The following is a 19,944-nucleotide window of genomic DNA, read 5'->3' on the forward strand; positions in this document are numbered from 1 at the left end:
ATAATGATGTTAGATAGTCAAGCCGCTTGACGGCTTTTTTATTTTCCTTTACTAAATATCAGGAGGAAAAAACATGGAGGTTATTAAAATTTCCCCTCGAGGATACTGCTATGGTGTTGTTGATGCAATGGTGATAGCCAAAAATGCAGCAATGGATAAATCACTGCCTAGACCGATCTATATTTTAGGAATGATCGTTCATAATAAACATGTAACAGATGCCTTTGAAAAAGAAGGGATTATTACGTTAGACGGAAAAAATCGACTTGAGATTTTGAAAAAAGTCGATAAAGGAACCGTTATTTTCACTGCTCACGGCGTTTCGCCAGAAGTGCGCAAAATAGCGAAGGAAAAAGGGCTTGTCACGATCGATGCTACATGCCCTGACGTCACAAAAACTCATGAACTTATTAAACAAAAAAAAGAAGAAGGGTATGACGTCATTTATATTGGAAAAAAAGGGCATCCGGAACCGGAAGGAGCAGTAGGTGTAGCGCCGGATATCGTTCATTTAGTCGAGACTGTCAACGATGTTGAAGAGCTCGATATTTCCAACGACAAAATCATTGTTACGAACCAAACAACAATGAGCCAATGGGACGTAGCTGATATAATGGAAAAAGTGAAGGAAAAATATCCGCATGTCGAGTTTCATAAAGAAATTTGCCTCGCAACACAAGTTCGCCAGGAAGCTGTGGCCGAACAGGCAAAAGAAGCTGATTTAACCATTGTCGTCGGCGATCCGCGCAGCAACAATTCAAACCGGCTTGCGCAAGTATCTGAAGAGATTGCGGGCACGAAAGCTTATCGTGTGGCGAATGTAAGTGAAATCAAACTGGAATGGCTTAAAGACGTTAAAAAAGTTGCCGTTACAGCCGGTGCATCAACCCCAACGCCGATTGTCAAAGAGGTCATTCGATTTTTGGAGAATTATGATCCAGAAAATCCAGAAACATGGGATTTAACTTCAAATGTCCCTCTTGAAAAAATATTGCCAAAGGTAAAAGTCAAAAAATCATAGACAAAACCTTTTTAATGCTTAAAGGGGATCGGTCCGCTAAAAAGGACTGATCCCCCATTTAATTATAGAAACTTGAACGGATCTGTAGGAACAAGGGAAGGAATAATTTCTACTTCCAGATTTTCTTCAGCACACAGCTTTGTTAGTTTTTCCGCCACTCCCTCTTTCATCACCTTTTCAATGTTGTGACCTGGATCAACTACATGTAAGCCGAGCATCATAGCATCGTGAGCTGTGTGGTAATATACATCACCAGTTACATAAACATCTGCGCCTCTCATTTTTGCCTGATAAATGTATTTATTTCCGTCTCCGCCTAAAACGGCTACTTTTTTTATAGTTGCCTGTAAATCCCCTACTACTCTTACTTTTTCCACTTCTAAAGCTTTCTTAACATGCTCTGCAAATTCCTTCAATGTCATTTCTTTTTCAAGCTCTCCAATTTTCCCTAATCCAAGCTGTTTCCCTTCGTTTTCTAATGGATAGATGTCATAAGCAACTTCTTCATAAGGATGCGCCTTCAACATCGCTTGAATGACTTTCTTTTGGATTGACTGCGGGAAGATCGTTTCAATTTTGACTTCTTCCACCATTTCAAGCTTTCCAGTATCTCCGATAAAGGGATTTGCATTTTCCAAAGGTAAAAATGTTCCTGTTCCTGCCGAGGAAAAAGTGCAATAACTGTAGTTGCCGATAAATCCAGCACCCGCTTTGCCAAGCGCCTCCCGAACGTCCCCCTCATAGTCTTTTGGTACAAATACAGCAAGCTTTTTTAATGGGTCTTGATAAGTTGGGACAAGTATTTTTTGATTCACCAATTGTAAGCGGTCGGCCAAAAGATCATTCACTCCGCCTGGAGCCACATCCAAATTTGTATGGGCCGCATAAACGGCAATTTCATGCTTGATGCATTTTTCTATAATACGCCCTGCCGGATCATCTGTTCTAATATGCTTTAAAGGATGAAAAATGGGAGGATGATGAGCGATAATTAAATCAACCTTTTGATTGATTGCTTCATCAACGACTTCCTCCAAAACATCCAGAGCGACCATAATTTTTCGGACAGGCTTGTTTAATGTGCCGATTTGCAGCCCGATCTTGTCTCCTTCCAATGCATAATGCTTTGGAGAAAACCGTTCAAATAATTGAATAATATGTTGGCCGTTAGCGATTTTCTTCATTTATTTTATGACCTCCTCAATGATCTCGATCACCTTTTTTATTTCTTCTTTTTTTTGCATAAGCTGTTCATTTCCGTTGGATTGCTCTAGCTGCCGTAGAATGTCCTTCCGATGAGAAAGCTCGTGTTTCCATTTTTTTAAAAAAACGTTGTTCTTTTCTTTTAACAAAAATGGACCCATTAACAAAGCTGCTTCAAATGGCAAAGCTTCGTACGGTTTCATTGCATTTCCACGCTTAGCGGACAGCACCTCATATATTTTTCCGCTCTCTTCTAGAATTGTTTCTCCTTCGAGCTCCCAACCATTGTCAATCAGCCATTTTCGAACTTCAATTGCATGAATATTCGGCTGAAGTACAAGCCGTTCAACCTTCCCGAGCTTCTCTTTTCCTTCCTCCAAAATCGTTTTAATAAGCGAGCCGCCCATGCCAGCGATCGTGATGCATGTTGCCTCATCCTTTTGTAATACGGACAATCCGTCCCCTTTCCGAACGGAAATTACATGCTGGAGCCCGTTTTTTTCCACTTGCTTTTTTGCCGCTTGAAAAGGGCCTTCATTGATTTCACCGGCAATCGCTTTCACTGTTTTTTTGGCAAGCACTAAATAACATGGCAAATATGCATGATCTGATCCAATATCTGCTGTCACCTGATTATTCGGAACAAATTCTGCCACAGCCGACAGTCTTTTTGAAAGTTGGACACTGTTCAATTTATTTCACCCTTTATTCCAATTTGGTAAACATGAAAATACGAAAAAAGTCCCCCAAAAGGAAGACTTTTCAACCAATATGTTTTTTATTATTTAATTTTAGAAACCCATTCGGCCATTTCATCAAGCTTTTCTTCAGGTACTAGCCCGCCAGGCATCGCACCGCGGCCGTTTTTAATTGTTTCTTTAATTTCATCAACAGACAATTTGTCGCCAACACCTTTTAATGAAGGACCTGCTCCGCCTTCAAAGTTTTGACCGTGGCAGCTTGCACAGCTTTGCTTGAATATATCCTCCGGCTTTGCATTAGCGACGTCTTCCGTTTTTTGTCCGCCCCCCTCTTTTTCTTCAGCCATCTCTTTCATATTATCCAGTCCGATGAAAGAAAATGCAACCATTAGTCCAATTCCAAACACAATGATTAATGCAAATGGAATAAGCGGATTACGATTCATTTTGTAACCTCCCTTATGTATAACCGTACATTTGCTTTTTTCGCTCAACATGGACGAGCTGAAACTAACCTAAACAATCTCTATTGTACTTGAATTTTCTTTGAAGGAAAAGTCTTTCTATATAAGTTCCTTGTGATGTTCACGAATTAGACAAAAAAACAATTTAAAAAGATCTTATGTTTTTTCAACAAATGTCATTTGCAAAATGAAAGAAGATTCAGTAAAATATAGTACAAATAGTTATTGTTGTTAGCGTTTACATATATTGAAGGGAAGGCAGACGAATAAGTCTGCCCAAGGAAAGAAAAAAACATTTTTATTTTTATTCCAAAAAGTCTTTCAGCCGCTTGCTTCGGCTTGGATGGCGCAATTTTCGCAGAGCCTTCGCTTCAATTTGCCGAATGCGTTCTCGAGTGACACCGAAAACTTTTCCTACTTCTTCCAGAGTCCGAGTTCTTCCATCGTCCAGTCCAAAACGAAGGCGCAGAACGTTTTCTTCCCTGTCTGTAAGGGTATCGAGAACATCTTCAAGCTGCTCCTTTAATAATTCATATGCAGCATGCTCTGATGGAGAAGTAGCCTCTTGGTCTTCAATAAAATCACCTAAGTGCGAATCGTCTTCTTCGCCAATCGGTGTTTCTAATGATACAGGTTCTTGGGCAATTTTTAAGATTTCTCTAACTTTTTCTGGAGTCAAATCCATATCTTCAGCGATCTCTTCTGGTGTCGGTTCACGACCCAAATCTTGAAGCAATTGGCGTTGGACTCGAATTAACTTATTGATTGTCTCAACCATATGGACAGGGATGCGGATCGTTCTCGCCTGATCTGCAATTGCCCGTGTAATTGCCTGGCGAATCCACCATGTTGCATATGTGCTGAATTTGTATCCTTTTCGATAATCAAATTTTTCAACAGCTTTCATCAGCCCCATGTTGCCTTCCTGTATGAGATCGAGGAAGAGCATTCCGCGGCCGACGTAGCGTTTTGCAATGCTGACGACTAGGCGCAGGTTGGCTTCTGCAAGCCTTCTTTTCGCTTCTTCGTCCCCTTGTTCAATACGCTTGGCAAGTTCGATTTCTTCATCAGCCGATAAGAGATCAACCCGGCCGATTTCTTTTAAATACATTCGAACCGGATCATTTATTTTCACACCCGGCGGTACACTAAGATCATTTAGATCAAATTCTTCTTCATCTTCTTTGTCTAAATCCGGCAAATTGGAATCAACATCTTCGTTTTCGCTAATTAATTCGATTCCTTGCTCATTAACGTATTCATAAAACTCATCCATTTGATCTGAATCAATATCGAAATTTGCCATTTTCTCAGCAATTTCTTCATATGTTAAAACTCCGCGTTTCTTTCCTAATTGAATAAGCTGATTTTTCACTTCCTCAACAGTTCCATCAGCTTCTAAATCTTTTGAATGGGCTTGTTTTTCAGCCATTGGATCCCCTCCTTCCAGAGTTATACAAGCTTTCACATTAATCCTTTTTTCAGCTGAATTACTTCCATTGCAATTTCGGCAGCTTTTACATAATCTTTTCGTTTTTCAGCCTCTTTCTTCTCAGCTTCCTTTTCCTTTAGGATGAGCATTTTTTGATGGTTCAAGATATGTTTTACATAGTCTTGAAGCTCTTGCTCAGTCAATTGTTCGCCAATTGTCATCATGGCAATTTCCGATACAATTCGGCTTAATGAAGGATCTTTGAGCTTCGTCAAAAAGTGGCTTATGTCCGGATCGTTCCCTTCCTCATAATAAGCGTATAAATAGGATGAAATAGCCCGATGCTCCTCCACGTTAAAATTTCCACCAATCGCATGAAGAACCTTTTCTGCCACTTCCCTGCTTTTCAACATATGAGCAATTAGAAGGCGTTCTGCCTTTTGATAAGCAGGCATCAGTGCATTCCGTTGTAATGCATCAGTCTTGAGGCTCGTTTTTTCTGGTCTTCTTCTTTTCCGCTTATTTATATTCCGAAGCTCTGCCATTAACGTTTCTTTTAATACGGAAAATTCTTCAGAAAGCTGCGTGATATACAGCTCTTGTTCGATCCCGCTCGGAAGGCTGCTTAATTCGTTAAGCACTTCTTGAATGTATCTCGCTCGGTCCCCTTCATCCTGGAGATTTTTCCCCTTTCGAAAATATTCCATCTTAAATGCCATTAATGAGAGACTTGCCCCTATTACATCGTTTTTGAATTTTTCCTTTCCGTATGTCCGAATGTAGTCATCAGGGTCTAACCCTTCAGGCATTTTAGCAATCCTTACATTACATCCTGCTTCAACAAGCAATTTAGAAGCTCTGAAGGCAGCTTCAATTCCAGCGGAATCGGAATCGTAGCAAATGACAACTGTTCCTCCGCTTCTGGCTAAGAGCTTGACCTGTTCTTCCGTCAGCGCTGTTCCCATTGTTGCTACACTATGCTCGATTCCTGCATGAACGGACGATATAACATCCGCAAACCCTTCAAACAACACCGCTTCCTGTTTTCGTCTAATGAAAGGTCTTGCTTGGTGGAAATTATAAAGAATCCGTCCTTTGTTAAATATTTTTGTCTCAGGGCTGTTTAAATATTTTGGCTGTTTGTTTCCTAGCGACCTTCCGGAAAAAGCGACTGTACGGCCTTGTGCATCTTTAACCGGAAACATGATCCGATTGCGAAACCGATCAAAAAAAGAACCGTTAGATTCGCTTCGGATAATTAATCCTGTTTTTTCTAATAACGGAAGTTCAAAACCTTTTTTCAGCAAATATTTTAAAGAAAAGTCCCAAGAATCTAAAGCGTAGCCAATCTCAAATTGATCGATTAATTCTTTCGTAAAACCCCGATGAAGCAAATAATTTAACGCGTTTTGCCCTTCTTTTGTATTTAGTAATAAATGATGGTACATTTTTTTCAGCAGTTCATGCACTTTTATCATTTTCTCTGCTTCGCTGTTGTTTGGGTATGTCGATTCTTGAGAAAGCGCCGAGCCCCCTGGAATGTCCAAACCAGCTTTTTTTGCTGTCATTTGTACAGCTTCTGTAAAGCTGCATCCTTCAATTTGCATGAGAAAGGTAAAAACATTTCCGCCAGAACCGCAGCCAAAGCAGTGGAAAATTTGTTTTTCAGGTGAAACAGAAAATGAAGGTGTATTTTCGCCGTGAAAAGGACATAGTCCAAAAAAGTTTCGACCCTGCTTCTTTAATTGAACATATTCACTCACAACATCTACTATATCTACAGCATGTTGTACTTTTTCTATAAATTCCTCGGGAAGCATTTTCCCCATATGAACAACTCCGTGCCTTAAAATTTATTCAATATGAATTTTAAAATTTCCTGCATAATTCGACAATATTTTTTCAAATGCTGTGATAAAATGATGACGATCTTTATCTTGGAATTTTTTTGGCCCTTTGATATAATTGCCGTTTCTTCTTTCCCTTGCCGAAATATACCGGAGATGGAGAACAGAGTCGATTGTATCTTCTGTAAACAGCATTCCTCTTGGAGAGAGAACATGTGTGCATTTCTTAAGCAGCATACCGGCTAGTCCGATATCTTGTGTAATGATGATGTCATGTTTTTTTGAGTTGTTAAAAATGTATAAGTCGACAGATTCCTTTTCTTGATCGACAAATACCCAGCTATTCCCGTCATCCTTTTTACCTACATGAGCATATGATGCAATGAAACAAACCGGGACTTTATATTTTTTTGCGACTGATGCAATTTCTTCTTTGACGGGGCATGCATCAGCATCGACAAAAATAGTGATATTTTTCCCATCATATTTCTCTATTCTTCATCACCTCAAAGAATCCTGCCTGCAATTTAAACTTTTTACAAAAAGTGATTTGTCGAATTTTCTTTCTCCAACCCCCTTGACATCTTCCTGTAAATAGTTTATTCGTATTTTTTTTAGTCTAAACCTAAAAAGCATAATTTTATCACAATTTTTTATTATAATACAATACACTGCATTATTCCATCATTTTATCTTTCACCATGAAAAAAACCTACTATATTCTTAAGATCGGAATAAGCAGGTTTTATCACATGTTATTTTTTTAAGAATAAATTTTGGATATGATTGGCTGTTTCTTCAACTGCTTTGTTCGATACATCTATAACTGGACAGCCGATTTTTTGAACAATTTTTTCAAAATAAGCTAATTCTTCTTTAATTCTGTCTATATTGGCATATATAGCCTGATCATTAAGCCCGAGCTGCTTTAATCTTTCCTTTCGGATATAATTCAGCTTTTCCGGACTGATTTTTAGACCGACGCATTTCTCTTTGGAAACTTTAAAAAGTTCTTCAGGGGGTTCTACTTCGGGAACAATAGGAACATTAGCTACTTTTAATCGTTTTAGCGCCAAATATTGCGACAAAGGCGTTTTGGAAGTCCGCGATACACCGATCAAAACAATATCGGCTTTCAAAATTCCTCTCGGATCGCGGCCGTCATCATATTTAACAGCAAACTCAATTGCTTCTACTTTTTTGAAATAGTCTTCATCAAGCTTCCGAACTCTTCCGGGCTCATACTTCGCTTTTATTCCATATGACGTTTCCATTTTATCAATTAAAGGACCAATGATATCGTGGTAGATCACACCTTCTTTTTCCGCTTCTTGAATAAGAAGATTCCTAAGTTCGGGGACAACGATTGTGAAGCAAATGATCGCATTATCCATTTTCGCCAATGCGACAACTTCTTTGATTGTATTTGCATCCTCCACATAAGGCACCCTTTTCACATTCGTTTCATATTGAGAGCCGTTAAATTGACTGATAGCTGCTTTTACAACGAGATCTGCCGTTTCCCCGACTGAGTCTGAAACAATATAGATCGTACGATTATTCATTCGGATCCCCCATTCTTACATAATATCGTCATCAACTAATCTTACCAATATTTTTGTAATGTTTGTTTTCGTAATTCTTCCTATCACTTCAAATCCGCCGTCCACTTCTTTTACAACGGGCAGTGCATCGATTTGCTTTTCAATTAAAATCCTTGCTACATCAATAATAAGATCTTCCTTTTTGCATACGGTTATATTTGGCATTCTAGTCATAATAATATTGACGGGGATTTGGGTTAATTCCTGTTTGCCGATGCTTGCCCGGAGGAGATCTTTTCTCGACAGCACTCCCACTAGCAACGATTGATTATCTACCACAAATAATGTCCCGACATCTTCCAAAAACATTGTACAAATTGCATCATAAACAGAAACATTATCGTTGACAACGACTGGGATCGACTGAAAATCTTTTACTTGGAGCTTTTTTAATTTCTCTGCAAGCAAATTGGCGCCTGATTTCCCTGTATAAAAATAGCCGACTCGCGGCCTTGCGTCAAGGTATCCAGCCATTGTTAAAATTGCTAAATCAGGTCTTAGCGTAGCTCTTGTCAAGTTTAAACGATCTGCAATATGCTCACCTGTAATTGGCCCATGCTCCTTAACGATTTGCAATATTTGTTCTTGCCGTTTATTAAGCTCTATTGTCCTCACCACCTTGAAAAAGAGGCTGCATTATAAAAATATTATATATGATTTCAATATTTTGAAAAGGTTTTCTATTGCTCATTACGGCGAAAGGAAAGACGATTATCCTCGGGATAATCGTCCATTTGCATTTATTTTACGATAATTTCATTCACTTTGGCAAAAGATGTGATTATTTTTGTTAATTGTACCATTTGGGACAGCCTGTTTTGTTTAACCGACTCATCCTCTGCCATTACCATAATATTATCAAAATAACGATCAATCACCGGCTTTAAAGCTTTCATTTCCAAAAATGCTTCTTTAAAATTACCCTCTTTTTGCAATTTTACAAAATTTTCTTCAAGCCGTAAATACGCTTGATACAATGTTTTTTCTTCTTCCTTCTCGAACAGCTCTTCTTTAATATTGCCCTCTTGGCCCTTAGACGAGATGTTGACAACACGAGACAGCGATTCAATTACTTCTTTAAAGTCACCCTTTTGGCTTTCTTCTGACAGAACGGCAGCCCGCTCGAAATATGCATTAACTTCATGGTAATTGGATTGTAATACCGATTCAATTATATCATGGCGGACATTTTCTTCATGAAGCGCAAATTTGACTCTCATTTGGAAGAACGACAGCAATTCTTTTCTCAAATTGTCTTTATTTTCTAAACCATATACATTTATAGCAAGGTCGAACAATTCCTCCAATTCAAGCCGCCATTGTTTGGCTCGAAGAATTTGAACAATGCCGCTTGCTTGTCTTCTTAATGCATACGGATCTTGTGAGCCAGTTGGAATCAAACCGATCGAAAAAAATCCTGCAATTGTATCCAGCTTGTCCGCAAGCCCTACAATGGCTCCGCTCGACGTTTCAGGCGTCTTGTCGGAAGCATGCCGCGGCATATAATGCTCATTTATTCCTTTTGCAACCTCTTCCTGTTCACCCTTTAAAAGAGCGTATTTTTCTCCCATAATTCCTTGAAGCTCTGGAAATTCATAAACCATTTGCGTAACAATGTCAAATTTGCAAATGGAAGCAGTCCGTTTAATATAAGCTTTCTCCTCATTGGAGCATTCAAGCTTTTCGCTAAGCTTTTCTGATAATTTTACAATTCGGCGAACCTTGTCACCGATGGAACCCAGTTCTTCATGAAAAACAATTTTTTCAAGCTTCTCCAGTGCGGTATCGATGGCAAGCTTTTTGTCTTCTTCGTAAAAGAAATTTGCATCGGAAAGTCTTGCCCGAAGGACCTTTTCATTCCCCTTGGCAATCGTTTCAATGTTTTGATCATTCCCGTTTTTTACGGTAACAAAAAACGGAAGCAGCTTTCCATCTTTATTTTTGACAGGAAAATATCGCTGATGCTCCTTCATCGTCGTCACTAACACTTCTTCAGGCAATGTTAAAAACTGGTCTTCGAATGAACCGTACAGGGCGGTCGGATATTCCACCAAGTTTGTAACTTCCTCGAGCAAATCTTCATCAACAGGGATGATCCAGTTTTCCTTTCTTTCCAGTTCCTCCAGCTGTTGAATGATCATTTGTTTTCGTTTTTCATAATCGGCGACAACAAACTGGTTCAACAAAGTATTTTCATAATCGCGTGGAGTGGAAATTTCCGCTTTCGTTCCTAAAAAGCGATGGCCATACGTAACATTTCCTGTCGGAACATCGGTAATGGAAAACGGAATGATGTCTTGTCCAAATAAGACAACTAACCATTGGATCGGACGGATATAGCGAAGATTCCAATTTCCCCAACGCATATTTTTCGGAAAATGGATGGTTTGAATAATCTCTTCTAACCCTGGGAGCAGTTCTTTCGTTTCTTTCCCTTTTTGAAATGTTTGAACAAAAGCGTACTCAACACCGTTTACTTCTTTAAAGGATATGTCGTTTGTGGAAGCTCCTTGGCTCCGTGCAAAGCCTAACGCTGCTTTTGTCCAATTTCCATTCTCATCAACCGCAATCTTTTTTGCCGGTCCTTTTGCTTCGCCAAGCAAATCTTCCTGTTTTTCATTTACATCCTCTACAAGGACGGCAAGACGTCTAGGAGTTGAATATTTTTTTATTTTGGCGTAAGAAATGCGATGTTCATCCAGCCAAGCTCCTACTTTGTCAGCCAGCTGATCAATCGAAGACAGGATGACGCCGGCAGGCATTTCTTCAAGCCCGATTTCGATAAGTAAATCCCGTTTATTCATGATTTTCGGCCCCCTTGTTTTTCAGCATTGGAAAACCGAGTTTTTCCCGTTCTTCATAAAACGTTTTGGCAACTTTTCTTGCCAGCTTTCTCACTCTGCCAATATATCCGGTTCGTTCTGTAACAGAAATAGCTCCTTTTGCGTCAAGCAAATTAAATGTGTGCGAGCATTTTAAAACGTAGTCGTACGCTGGATGAACGAGACCTAATTCCATCTGTCTGTGCGCTTCTTTTTCATACGTATTAAACAGTTCAAATAGCATGTTTGTATCGGATGTTTCGAACGTATACTTGGAATGCTCATATTCAGGCTGATAAAAAATGTCCCGGTATGTAAATCCGTTTGTCCATTCAAGGTCAAATACATTTTCTTTTTCTTGAATATAAGACGCCAAACGCTCTATTCCATAAGTTATTTCAACAGAAATCGGTTTGCATTCCAGTCCTCCGACCTGCTGAAAATACGTGAATTGAGTAATTTCCATTCCGTCAAGCCAAACTTCCCAGCCAAGCCCTGCGCAGCCGAGAGAAGGATTTTCCCAGTTATCTTCCACAAAGCGGATGTCATGTTCAAGCGGATCAATTCCAAGAGCCTTTAATGAATCTAAATAAATTTCTTGTATGTTTTTCGGAGACGGCTTCATAATGACTTGGAATTGATGGTGTTGATAAAGGCGGTTCGGATTTTCCCCATACCTTCCGTCAGCAGGTCTTCTTGACGGCTCCACGTAAGCAACATTCCACGGTTCTGGCCCGATGGAGCGAAGAAATGTGTATGGGCTCATGGTTCCGGCACCTTTTTCTACATCATATGCCTGCATCAAAATACATCCATGATCGGCCCAATGCTTTTGCAGCGTCAAAATCATTTCTTGAATGTTCATTCATCATGCACCTCCACAATTAAGTTATGTTCGAACAAAATAAAAACCGTCCCTAATGCAACAAAGTTGCATAGGGACGGGATGACCCGCGGTTCCACCCTATTTGCTGAAAAACGTTTCAGCCTCTCGTAAACCGTTATTGCTCTGGAACGCCGTTCCCTGCATCCTCATACCTTAGCTCGCACCATCCTAAGGTCGCTTTCTATGAAGATTGCAGGTACTCTTTTCCTTCATCGCATTTTATTATTCAATTTGACACGTATCATTTCCGCTCATTACATGACATTAAATCGCTTTTTCTAACAGCATGAGGGGGGGATAAATCCTTCATTTGAAAGGTTTCACATCCATGTATATGGTTTACAACATTTCTTTTAAACTGTCAAGCTGATTTAAAAATTTTTTCGATTTCAGCGATAAACCTGCATATTCCTGATAATATTGATCAAGAACAAATCTCAGTTCTTTTTTTGTCTCAGCGGAGACGGATATTTGACCAATGCGGTTTAAGTCAATAGAATAAAACAGCCGCAACAGCTTCACTGTCTTCTGAGAAATATTGAGCCTGTAAGGATCTTTTTCAAAACAGCGGCTGCAAATCAATCCGTTTTCTTTTAATGAAAAATGAAACGGTCCGTTTGTTTCGCCGCTTACTGCACATTTGTTTAATTCGGGATATAAACCGAGAACGTTGAGCATCTTTATTTCAAATATATTGGTCAAAATTTCCGCATCCTTTTCTTCATTCAGCAGATGAAGTGTTTGAAATAAGAGCTCAAACAAAAAAGGGTTTCTGTCTTTTTCATCTGTTCCTTTATCAAGGAGCTCTACAATATATGAAGCATATGCAGTCAAAAAAATATTTTCCTTAATCTCTCTAAAAGCGGAAATGATTTCTCCTTGGCTTAAATTGCCCAATCCAGAAGATTGATGATACAAAAAATTTCCATACGTAAAAAGTTGGGTAACAGCTGCGAGGCGGCTGTTCGGTTTATTTGCGCCCCGTGCCATTACACCAACTTTCCCAAACTCCCTTGTATATATTGTAACAACTTTATTGGTCTCACCATATTCCGTTGTACGAATGACAATTCCTTCCGTCTTTACAAGCATTTCTCCACCATCCTATTGGATACAGCACTACTAAACAGGGAGATCAACCTCAGTCCGCTCTTCTTCCTTCATTTGACAATCTTTCGTTCGCTCCTTTTCAAGCTCTTTAAAAAGGAGATATGTGTCAATATTACCTGTAAACGTGAATACTTTCCAGGTAAAATCTAACATATTGTCCCCACCTTTCTGTCGTTGTTCCTAAGCTATATCCAATTCATTGTTATCATAGCCTTTTTGACTCATTTTCATGTTTTGAAAATATTTCTAACTTCCTTCAAGTCAATTAATATTCGTCTTCCCTAAATCCAAAATCTCGCAATTGCGACAGGCGATTTCTCCAATCTTTTTGCACTTTGACCCACAGCTCTAAAAAGACTTTTGATCCGAGCAAGTTTTCAATGTCAACCCTTGCCCTTTTCCCAATTTCTTTCAACATTCTTCCTTGCTTCCCAATGATAATACCTTTTTGAGAGTTGCGTTCCACAACAATTGTTGCAGCTATATATACTGCATGGTTTTCTCTTTTTTCAATAGAATCAACAACAACTGCGACAGAATGCGGGATCTCTTCTCTTGTCAAATGCAATACTTTTTCGCGAACTAGTTCAGAAATGATAAAACGTTCCGGGTGATCTGTCACCTGATCACTAGGATAATATTGCGGACCTTCCGGCAAATACGCTTCAATTTGCCCTAGCAACGTTTCAATGTTGTTTCCTTGCAGGGCAGAAATTGGAACAATTTCCTGAAACTCGAACTTTTCCCTGTATTGGTCAATAAGCGGCAATAAATCATCAGGATGAACCCGATCGATTTTATTGACAACTAAAAATACAGGAGTATCGGTTTCCTTCAATCGTTCCATGATATATTCATCACCGCGGCCTAATCCTTCTTCAGCATTAATCATAAACAGAATTAGATCCACTTCTTTGAGCGTATTTTGAGCGACTTTCATCATAAAATCGCCCAATTTATGCTTTGGTTTATGAATACCGGGAGTGTCGATAAAAATAATTTGTGAGTTTTCCGTCGTATAAACCCCTTGTATTTTGTTTCTCGTTGTTTGAGGTTTATCGCTCATAATCGCAATTTTTTGACCGATTACACGGTTAATAAAAGTCGATTTGCCGACATTCGGACGGCCGATGATTGATACAAATCCTGATTTAAATTTTGTCTTATTCATGTAAATCCTCCGATGTAAATGCTTCTGGTAATAGTTGTTCAACTGTTAGCTCGTTATAGTCTCCGTTAAGATTCGCCAAAATCACCTTCATATTTTTAGGACAGAGCTCTGCTATGACTTGCCTGCAAGCGCCGCACGGCGATACAGGGCGCTTTGTATCCGCAACTATGGCAATAGCTGCGAATTCATTTTCACCTTCTGAAACCGCTTTATATATAGCAGTGCGCTCGGCACAATTGCACATGGAATAAGCTGCGTTTTCAATATTGCATCCTTTGTATACTTTTCCATCCTTTGTCAGAAGTGCTGCACCTACTTTAAATCGAGAGTAAGGTGCATAAGCAAATTCTCTTGCTCTTTTTGCTTCTTCAATTAGTTGATGGGAGTCCATAGCTTCCTTCCTTTCGTTTACGTTGCAGCTTATACTCATTATTTTACATCATTTTTCATTTAATTTCACGTTTATTTTTTCAGAAAATTCTACATTTTTCACGAAAAAACTTCAATTATTTTGGGGGCAAAAATGATGAATCCGATGACAACCGAAACGGCTGCATAAACCAATACTGCTCCTGCAGCTGCATCTTTTGCAGTTTTAAGCAGAGGATGAAATTCTTTCGACACAGCATCAGCGATTCGTTCAATGGCAGTATTGACCAGCTCTAAAGCTAACATTCCGCCAATTAATAGGAGAATGACAATCCATTCAATTAAGCTAATGTTGAAAAATAATCCGGCTGCGATCACGATGATCGCAGCTGTCACATGAATTCTAAAGTTCCGCTCGGTTTGGAAGGCTGCAGCTATTCCTTGTACGGCAAAATAAAAGCTTTTCAACAAAGTCTTCATGTTTATCCTGTTCTTTTCAATCCAAATTTCTCTAAAATTTCCTTTTGCCTTGAAAACATTTTTTCTTCTTCTTCTTTTGTCATATGATCATAACCTAATAAATGCAAAAAGCCGTGAACAGATAAAAATCCGAGCTCTCTCATAAATGAGTGGCCGTATTCTTCTGCTTGCTCTTTCGCTTTTTCTATTGAGATAATGATATCCCCTAAATGAGGGGGGAGCTCAGCACCTTGGATCTCCACTTCATCTTCTCCTGTTTCTTCAAGCGCAAATGAAATCACATCTGTCGGCTGATCTTTTCCCCGGTAATCCCGATTGATCTCTTGAATGTCTTTATTAGTAACAAAGGTTACAGATACTTCCGAATCTTTGGGAACACGTTCTTCTATAGCAGCAAATTGCAGCAAACTTTCGATCGTTTCTATTTCCTCAGAAGAGAGTGTTTCCGTCTGGTCGAAAATGTCAATGGATAATGTCATGTTTTCTTCACCTTCTTTTCATGAAATTCCGGATATTCAATTCTTGAATGAAAAATCCCCTTCAATGTTTCACACAATATTTTTGCCACCGTTTCAAGCTCTTTAAACGTTATATCACATTCGTCGAATTGCCCGTCTTGAAGTTTATCTTTTATGATGGAACGAACAAGCTTTTCAATTTTTTCGGGCATCGGATTTTTCATTGAACGAACAGCTGCTTCTACACTGTCAGCGATACAAATAACGGCAATCTCCCGCGTTTGCGGCTTCGGACCCGGATATCTAAACTCACTTTCCAAAATAGGCTGATCACTATTTTCTTGGGCTTTATGGTAGAAAAATTTTAAAAGCGATGTTCCATGATGCTGCAGAGCAATATCGATAAATTCTTTCGGCATTTTATGCTTCCTTAACATTTCTGCTCCCTCTTCAGCATGAGCAATAATAATGTTTTTGCTTAGCTGAGGGGACAATTTATCATGCGGATTTTCCATGTTCATTTGGTTTTCAATAAAATAGCGCGGCCGTTTCGTCTTGCCGATATCGTGATAGTAGCTTCCAACTCTTGCCAACAATCCATTCGCACCGATCGCTTCGCAAGCAGCCTCGGCTAGATTGGCCACCATTACACTGTGATGATAAGTACCAGGCGCCTCCGTTAATATTTTCCTTAATAAAGGATGATTCGGATTCGACAGTTCAATCAGCTTCATCGTCGATAAAATGCCAAAACCTGATTCAAAAAAAGGCATTAAACCGATTGTCAAGACGGAAGAGATAACACCTGATACAATCGCCATAAGAAAATAAGAACCGATCTCTAGATTCGAATAAATTCCATTTTGAATGAATAAAATAGCGGTGATCACAACAATATTAACAGCCGAAACGAAAAGACCAGCTTGTAAAATTTTCGAACGGACGTTATGTTCCCCTAGAAACAGAATGGCTGCGATGCACCCGCATAAGTAGTAAAGACCAATTGTAAAATTAAATGTGCCAGTGACTCCATCATTAAAAATCAAGCTTCCGCAAAAAGCATATATAATGCTTGTCACGAACGCAAGGCGGTCATTAATCAAAAGCTTTGTCAACATGACTCCCATCAGCACCGGGACAATAAAGCCGATATGAGAATAGTCCATTTTTTGAAATAAGCTGATAATCTTCATGACCGTTAACGTTATCGCCAGGATGATGGTAAAGAGAAGCAATGACTGGTTTTTACTCGTAAAGAACGAGTTCTTTTCTTTTTCAAAAAAATATGCAAGATAGATCATCACTAATAAGACTAAAATGAAAAGACCAATGATCGGCTGAAATGTGTACTTATTATCTAAAAGGCCCAACAATTCCAGCTTTCTATATACTTCCCTGTCAATTAATTGGCCCTCTTCGACTATAATTTGACCTTGCTTAATTTGAACCTCCTGCACTTTTTCTTTTGCTTCTTCCCGCTTTTCATCTGTTGATTTAGGGTCAAATACATAATTGGAAATAATTGCGCTGCGTCCAATCTCTTCAGCTGCTGAGCGTATCTTATCCGGCAAATTCACGTTTTGAAGCCGTTCTTTCACTTTGTTTCTCGCTTCTTCTAATTTTTCAGCCGGAATCGGCTCGCTCATCGTTTCATTGACAGCCGTAACAACCGCATCTTTCGCCAGCGTAAGCTGTCCTTCATTCGCACTTAACAACGATGTATATACGCTTTCAGGATATTTATCATACATATCTCCTAAACTGCTTTTAAGCCTGTCAAGCTTCTCTTTGCTGCTCATTTCGGCATTAGAAGAAGCCTCCATGATGGCATCAAATAAAGATTCGACCAAATCCACACTGTTGTCCGCATATTCTTTTTTTAGCACATATTGATCTTCCACGCTTTCAGCAGCTTCTTCTCTTCTCTTTTCCGTCATTTCCTTATCGACAACGGTAACAGGTGCGTAAATCGTTTGGTCGGATACTGAAAATAATTTGGCATCAAACGTGTCCGGTTCTACATTGCTGTATAAAACGATAAACAAAATTACTCCAATAACGGGATATAAGAAAAGATGAAGGGATTGCATTTTTTTCAAAAAATGGAATATCGGCTGTTTCCTGTCTTTGCGATCCATTTTTCTTTTCATTTGTCACAGCACCTCCGATCAATTCTATGCAAAAAATGACCCGGTCATGATGAGCGGGTCTTACTGATCATCTTTTTCATAAGCCTCAATAATTTTTGAAACGAGCGGGTGCCGCACGACATCAGTTTCCTTTAAATATACGAATGAAATGCCCCGAATGCCCGATAATTTTTCATTCGCTTCAAGCAGTCCTGATTTTACTCCTTTGGGCAAATCCACTTGTGTCAGGTCGCCTGTAATGACCATTTTGGATCCAAAGCCTAAACGGGTTAGAAACATTTTCATTTGCTGAGTTGTTGTATTTTGCGCTTCATCTAAAATAACGAACGCATCCTCAAGTGTTCTTCCGCGCATATACGCCAATGGAGCAATTTCAATAACTCCTCTTTCTAACAAGCGCTCCGTATGGTCCACGCCTAAAATATCGTGTAGAGCATCATATAAAGGTCTTAAATAAGGATCTACCTTTTCTTTTAAATCGCCGGGCAAAAAACCTAAATTTTCACCAGCTTCAACGGCCGGCCGCGTTAATATGATTTTATTTACAAGCCCATTTTTCAAGCAATGGACGGCCATGACAACAGCGAGAAACGTTTTTCCTGTTCCTGCTGGACCGATTCCAAATACTAAATCATGCGTTTTAATTGCTTGAAAATACTTTCGTTGACCTAGCGTTTTTACACGAATGGTTTTTCCTTTTGCATTTTTCGCAACTTCTTCATCGTATAGGGATTCAAATTCATCGATCTTCCCACTTTTCGCCATTTTTGTTGCATAAAGTACGTCTTGTTCGTTAATCGAAATTCCTTTTCGAATAACCGAAAGAAGGGATTTCAAGATGTCTTCAACCAGTTCAGCTTTTTCTTTATCTCCTGAAACATATACCGCTTCACCGCGCGAAATGATCGATACGTTTAACTCTTCTTCAATTCTTTTTAAATGAACATCATGAATCCCAAATAAATTAATGGCTTCATTCGGATTTTCTAAACTCTGGCTGATTGTGACTAAATCTTCTGTCATTCTCTAATCTCCCTGAACCCGTTTTATTTTTACAATGTTTTCAATAACTTGGAAGTGTATTTTCAATCTTACTTTACCATTCTCGACGTCTTCGTGCAAAACTTTTTCGCCAACAATTTTGACATCTTTTCCAAGTTTTCGAAATAAGTCATTTTTCCCGGCAGCAATCGCTTGCCGTTTCGCTTCATCCACAGAATATTTTCTGTGAAAGGTTTCCGTCTCACGAATCGTTTCTTTCTTATAGTTAACTGGAAGATCCCATTTTAAAAATTTTAATGGACGCTCGTCTCTCTCCACCGTATATTGCGGATATTCCGATTCATCATTGCGAAACATCCCCCAAATAGGAAGGGAAAAAGAACGAAAGGAGAGAAAATGCTTCGTGACTGACTTTCCTGAAAATAACTGGAAAGTTGTTTGAAGCGGCACCTCCACTGTTGAAATATACCAAGTTTCGCCTAATACTTCTCCGTCTGCTGCCACTTTTCGTATTTTATCACCTTCTCCAACTACACCGGAAACTAATATTTGTCCTTTTCTAACAAAATCATGAACGTCTACTAAAGGTTGTCCTTTTTCAACATACATTTTTGCTATAACAGCTTCCTTCGCGGCCACTAAATGCCTCGGCCCCTCCACTTTGCTTTTTTGCTCTTTTTTCTTTTCGGCTACTTCCAGAGAATATGTCGTTCCTTTTAATTTGACACCGATCCATGTTATATCATCTATTTGGCTCATCAAACGATTTTGAACTGTTTGATTGCTCGATGTCAAAAACTGAAACGTCCCTCTTTTAATTCCTATTTTGTCCAATTCTTTTTGTATTAAATGCTCTGTTTTCGGACTAGCCCCTTTTATTTCAATATGCCAAATCATGTTGGATAAAAGAAATGTAATGGCAATGAACAGAACAATTCCAATAACAAAACCAAAATTTCTCCATGATTTTTTTAATAAAAATGGAAATCCTATCCTTTGGTGAAAGGTGCACTTACATTCATGTTTACGAACTACTTTTCGTAAAGCCTGTACATCTTTAAGGCGTATAAAAAAAGAAATTGCACCGTTTTCCAGCCGCTTTACATTTATTGTGACAATGCCAAGCCGCGTGCAATCGTTCAACATTCTTTCTGAGCCGGTTCCTTCCGCTATTACCTGAACGAAGCCTGTAAAATATAACAACCAATTGTTCCGCATCCCGAT

20 protein-coding genes and 1 other annotated feature are annotated in these 19,944 nt (G+C 39.1%); of the genes, 1 reads left to right on the plus strand and 19 read right to left on the minus strand.

The window, feature by feature from the left end; translation table 11 throughout:
* Window positions 1-73 precede the first annotated feature (73 nt).
* Window positions 74-1,021, plus strand: coding sequence for a 4-hydroxy-3-methylbut-2-enyl diphosphate reductase (locus RI196_RS12790; RefSeq protein ID WP_130156326.1), 948 nt, complete (start codon window positions 74-76; stop codon window positions 1,019-1,021).
* A 62-nt stretch (window positions 1,022-1,083) separates the two neighbouring features.
* On the opposite strand, the gene RI196_RS12795 is transcribed toward RI196_RS12790, so the two are convergent.
* The 19 genes from RI196_RS12795 to yqfD form a co-directional block, all read right to left on the minus strand.
* A complete protein-coding gene (locus tag RI196_RS12795) occupies window positions 1,084-2,205 on the minus strand; it encodes a Nif3-like dinuclear metal center hexameric protein (protein WP_311066330.1) in 1,122 nt (373 codons plus the stop codon).
* Window positions 2,206-2,916, minus strand: coding sequence for a tRNA (adenine(22)-N(1))-methyltransferase (locus tag RI196_RS12800; protein ID WP_094246228.1), 711 nt, complete (start codon window positions 2,914-2,916; stop codon window positions 2,206-2,208).
* 89 nt (window positions 2,917-3,005) lie between these two features.
* Window positions 3,006-3,371 (minus strand): cytochrome c550, encoded by a 366-nt coding sequence (cccA, locus tag RI196_RS12805; RefSeq protein ID WP_063388055.1) that lies wholly within the window; start codon window positions 3,369-3,371, stop codon window positions 3,006-3,008.
* Window positions 3,372-3,693: 322 nt separating this feature from the next.
* Window positions 3,694-4,821 (minus strand): RNA polymerase sigma factor RpoD, encoded by a 1,128-nt coding sequence (gene rpoD / locus RI196_RS12810; protein ID WP_063388054.1) that lies wholly within the window; start codon window positions 4,819-4,821, stop codon window positions 3,694-3,696.
* Window positions 4,822-4,853: 32 nt separating this feature from the next.
* Complete coding sequence (dnaG, locus tag RI196_RS12815; RefSeq protein WP_063388053.1) at window positions 4,854-6,650, minus strand: DNA primase; 1,797 nt, start codon at window positions 6,648-6,650, stop codon at window positions 4,854-4,856.
* Window positions 6,651-6,674: 24 nt separating this feature from the next.
* Complete coding sequence (locus tag RI196_RS12820; RefSeq protein WP_066247551.1) at window positions 6,675-7,163, minus strand: YaiI/YqxD family protein; 489 nt, start codon at window positions 7,161-7,163, stop codon at window positions 6,675-6,677.
* A gap of 260 nt (window positions 7,164-7,423) precedes the next feature.
* Entirely contained in the window at window positions 7,424-8,233 is an 810-nt protein-coding gene (locus RI196_RS12825) for a pyruvate, water dikinase regulatory protein (protein ID WP_063388051.1), read from the minus strand.
* Window positions 8,234-8,248: 15 nt separating this feature from the next.
* Window positions 8,249-8,887, minus strand: coding sequence for a transcriptional regulator CcpN (gene ccpN, locus RI196_RS12830; protein WP_094246231.1), 639 nt, complete (start codon window positions 8,885-8,887; stop codon window positions 8,249-8,251).
* A gap of 125 nt (window positions 8,888-9,012) precedes the next feature.
* Window positions 9,013-11,076, minus strand: coding sequence for a glycine--tRNA ligase subunit beta (gene glyS / locus RI196_RS12835; protein WP_311066331.1), 2,064 nt, complete (start codon window positions 11,074-11,076; stop codon window positions 9,013-9,015).
* Window positions 11,069-11,959, minus strand: a complete 891-nt coding sequence (gene glyQ / locus RI196_RS12840; protein WP_063388048.1) for a glycine--tRNA ligase subunit alpha — start codon at window positions 11,957-11,959, stop codon at window positions 11,069-11,071. Before glyQ ends, glyS begins: the two co-directional genes overlap by 8 nt.
* A 69-nt stretch (window positions 11,960-12,028) precedes the next feature.
* Window positions 12,029-12,202: a binding site (T-box leader), on the minus strand.
* 117 nt (window positions 12,203-12,319) lie between these two features.
* On the minus strand, window positions 12,320-13,072 hold the full coding sequence (gene recO / locus RI196_RS12845; protein ID WP_066247548.1) for a DNA repair protein RecO: 753 nt from the start codon (window positions 13,070-13,072) through the stop codon (window positions 12,320-12,322).
* Between the two features lie 30 nt (window positions 13,073-13,102).
* Window positions 13,103-13,243 (minus strand): YqzL family protein, encoded by a 141-nt coding sequence (locus RI196_RS12850; RefSeq protein ID WP_065095532.1) that lies wholly within the window; start codon window positions 13,241-13,243, stop codon window positions 13,103-13,105.
* A 112-nt stretch (window positions 13,244-13,355) separates the two neighbouring features.
* Window positions 13,356-14,261, minus strand: coding sequence for a GTPase Era (gene era / locus RI196_RS12855; protein ID WP_063388046.1), 906 nt, complete (start codon window positions 14,259-14,261; stop codon window positions 13,356-13,358).
* Window positions 14,254-14,652, minus strand: coding sequence for a cytidine deaminase (locus RI196_RS12860; protein ID WP_063388045.1), 399 nt, complete (start codon window positions 14,650-14,652; stop codon window positions 14,254-14,256). The genes era and RI196_RS12860 overlap by 8 nt, the downstream gene beginning before the upstream one ends.
* Before the next feature lie 98 nt (window positions 14,653-14,750).
* Complete coding sequence (locus RI196_RS12865) at window positions 14,751-15,110, minus strand: diacylglycerol kinase family protein (protein ID WP_311066332.1); 360 nt, start codon at window positions 15,108-15,110, stop codon at window positions 14,751-14,753.
* Window positions 15,111-15,112: 2 nt separating this feature from the next.
* Window positions 15,113-15,589, minus strand: coding sequence for an rRNA maturation RNase YbeY (ybeY, locus tag RI196_RS12870; protein ID WP_311066333.1), 477 nt, complete (start codon window positions 15,587-15,589; stop codon window positions 15,113-15,115).
* Complete coding sequence (locus RI196_RS12875) at window positions 15,586-17,718, minus strand: HD family phosphohydrolase (protein WP_311066334.1); 2,133 nt, start codon at window positions 17,716-17,718, stop codon at window positions 15,586-15,588. The genes ybeY and RI196_RS12875 overlap by 4 nt, the downstream gene beginning before the upstream one ends.
* 60 nt (window positions 17,719-17,778) lie before the next feature.
* Window positions 17,779-18,741 carry a PhoH family protein gene (locus tag RI196_RS12880; RefSeq protein WP_063388041.1) on the minus strand — a complete coding sequence of 321 codons (963 nt, stop codon included), beginning with the start codon at window positions 18,739-18,741 and terminating at the stop codon, window positions 17,779-17,781.
* A gap of 3 nt (window positions 18,742-18,744) precedes the next feature.
* On the minus strand, window positions 18,745-19,938 hold the full coding sequence (gene yqfD, locus RI196_RS12885) for a sporulation protein YqfD (RefSeq protein WP_311066335.1): 1,194 nt from the start codon (window positions 19,936-19,938) through the stop codon (window positions 18,745-18,747).
* Between the last annotated feature and the right edge of the window lie 6 nt (window positions 19,939-19,944).

The sequence above is a fragment of the Aeribacillus composti genome (assembly GCF_031760945.1).
Classification (GTDB): Bacteria; Bacillota; Bacilli; order Bacillales; family Aeribacillaceae; genus Aeribacillus; species Aeribacillus composti.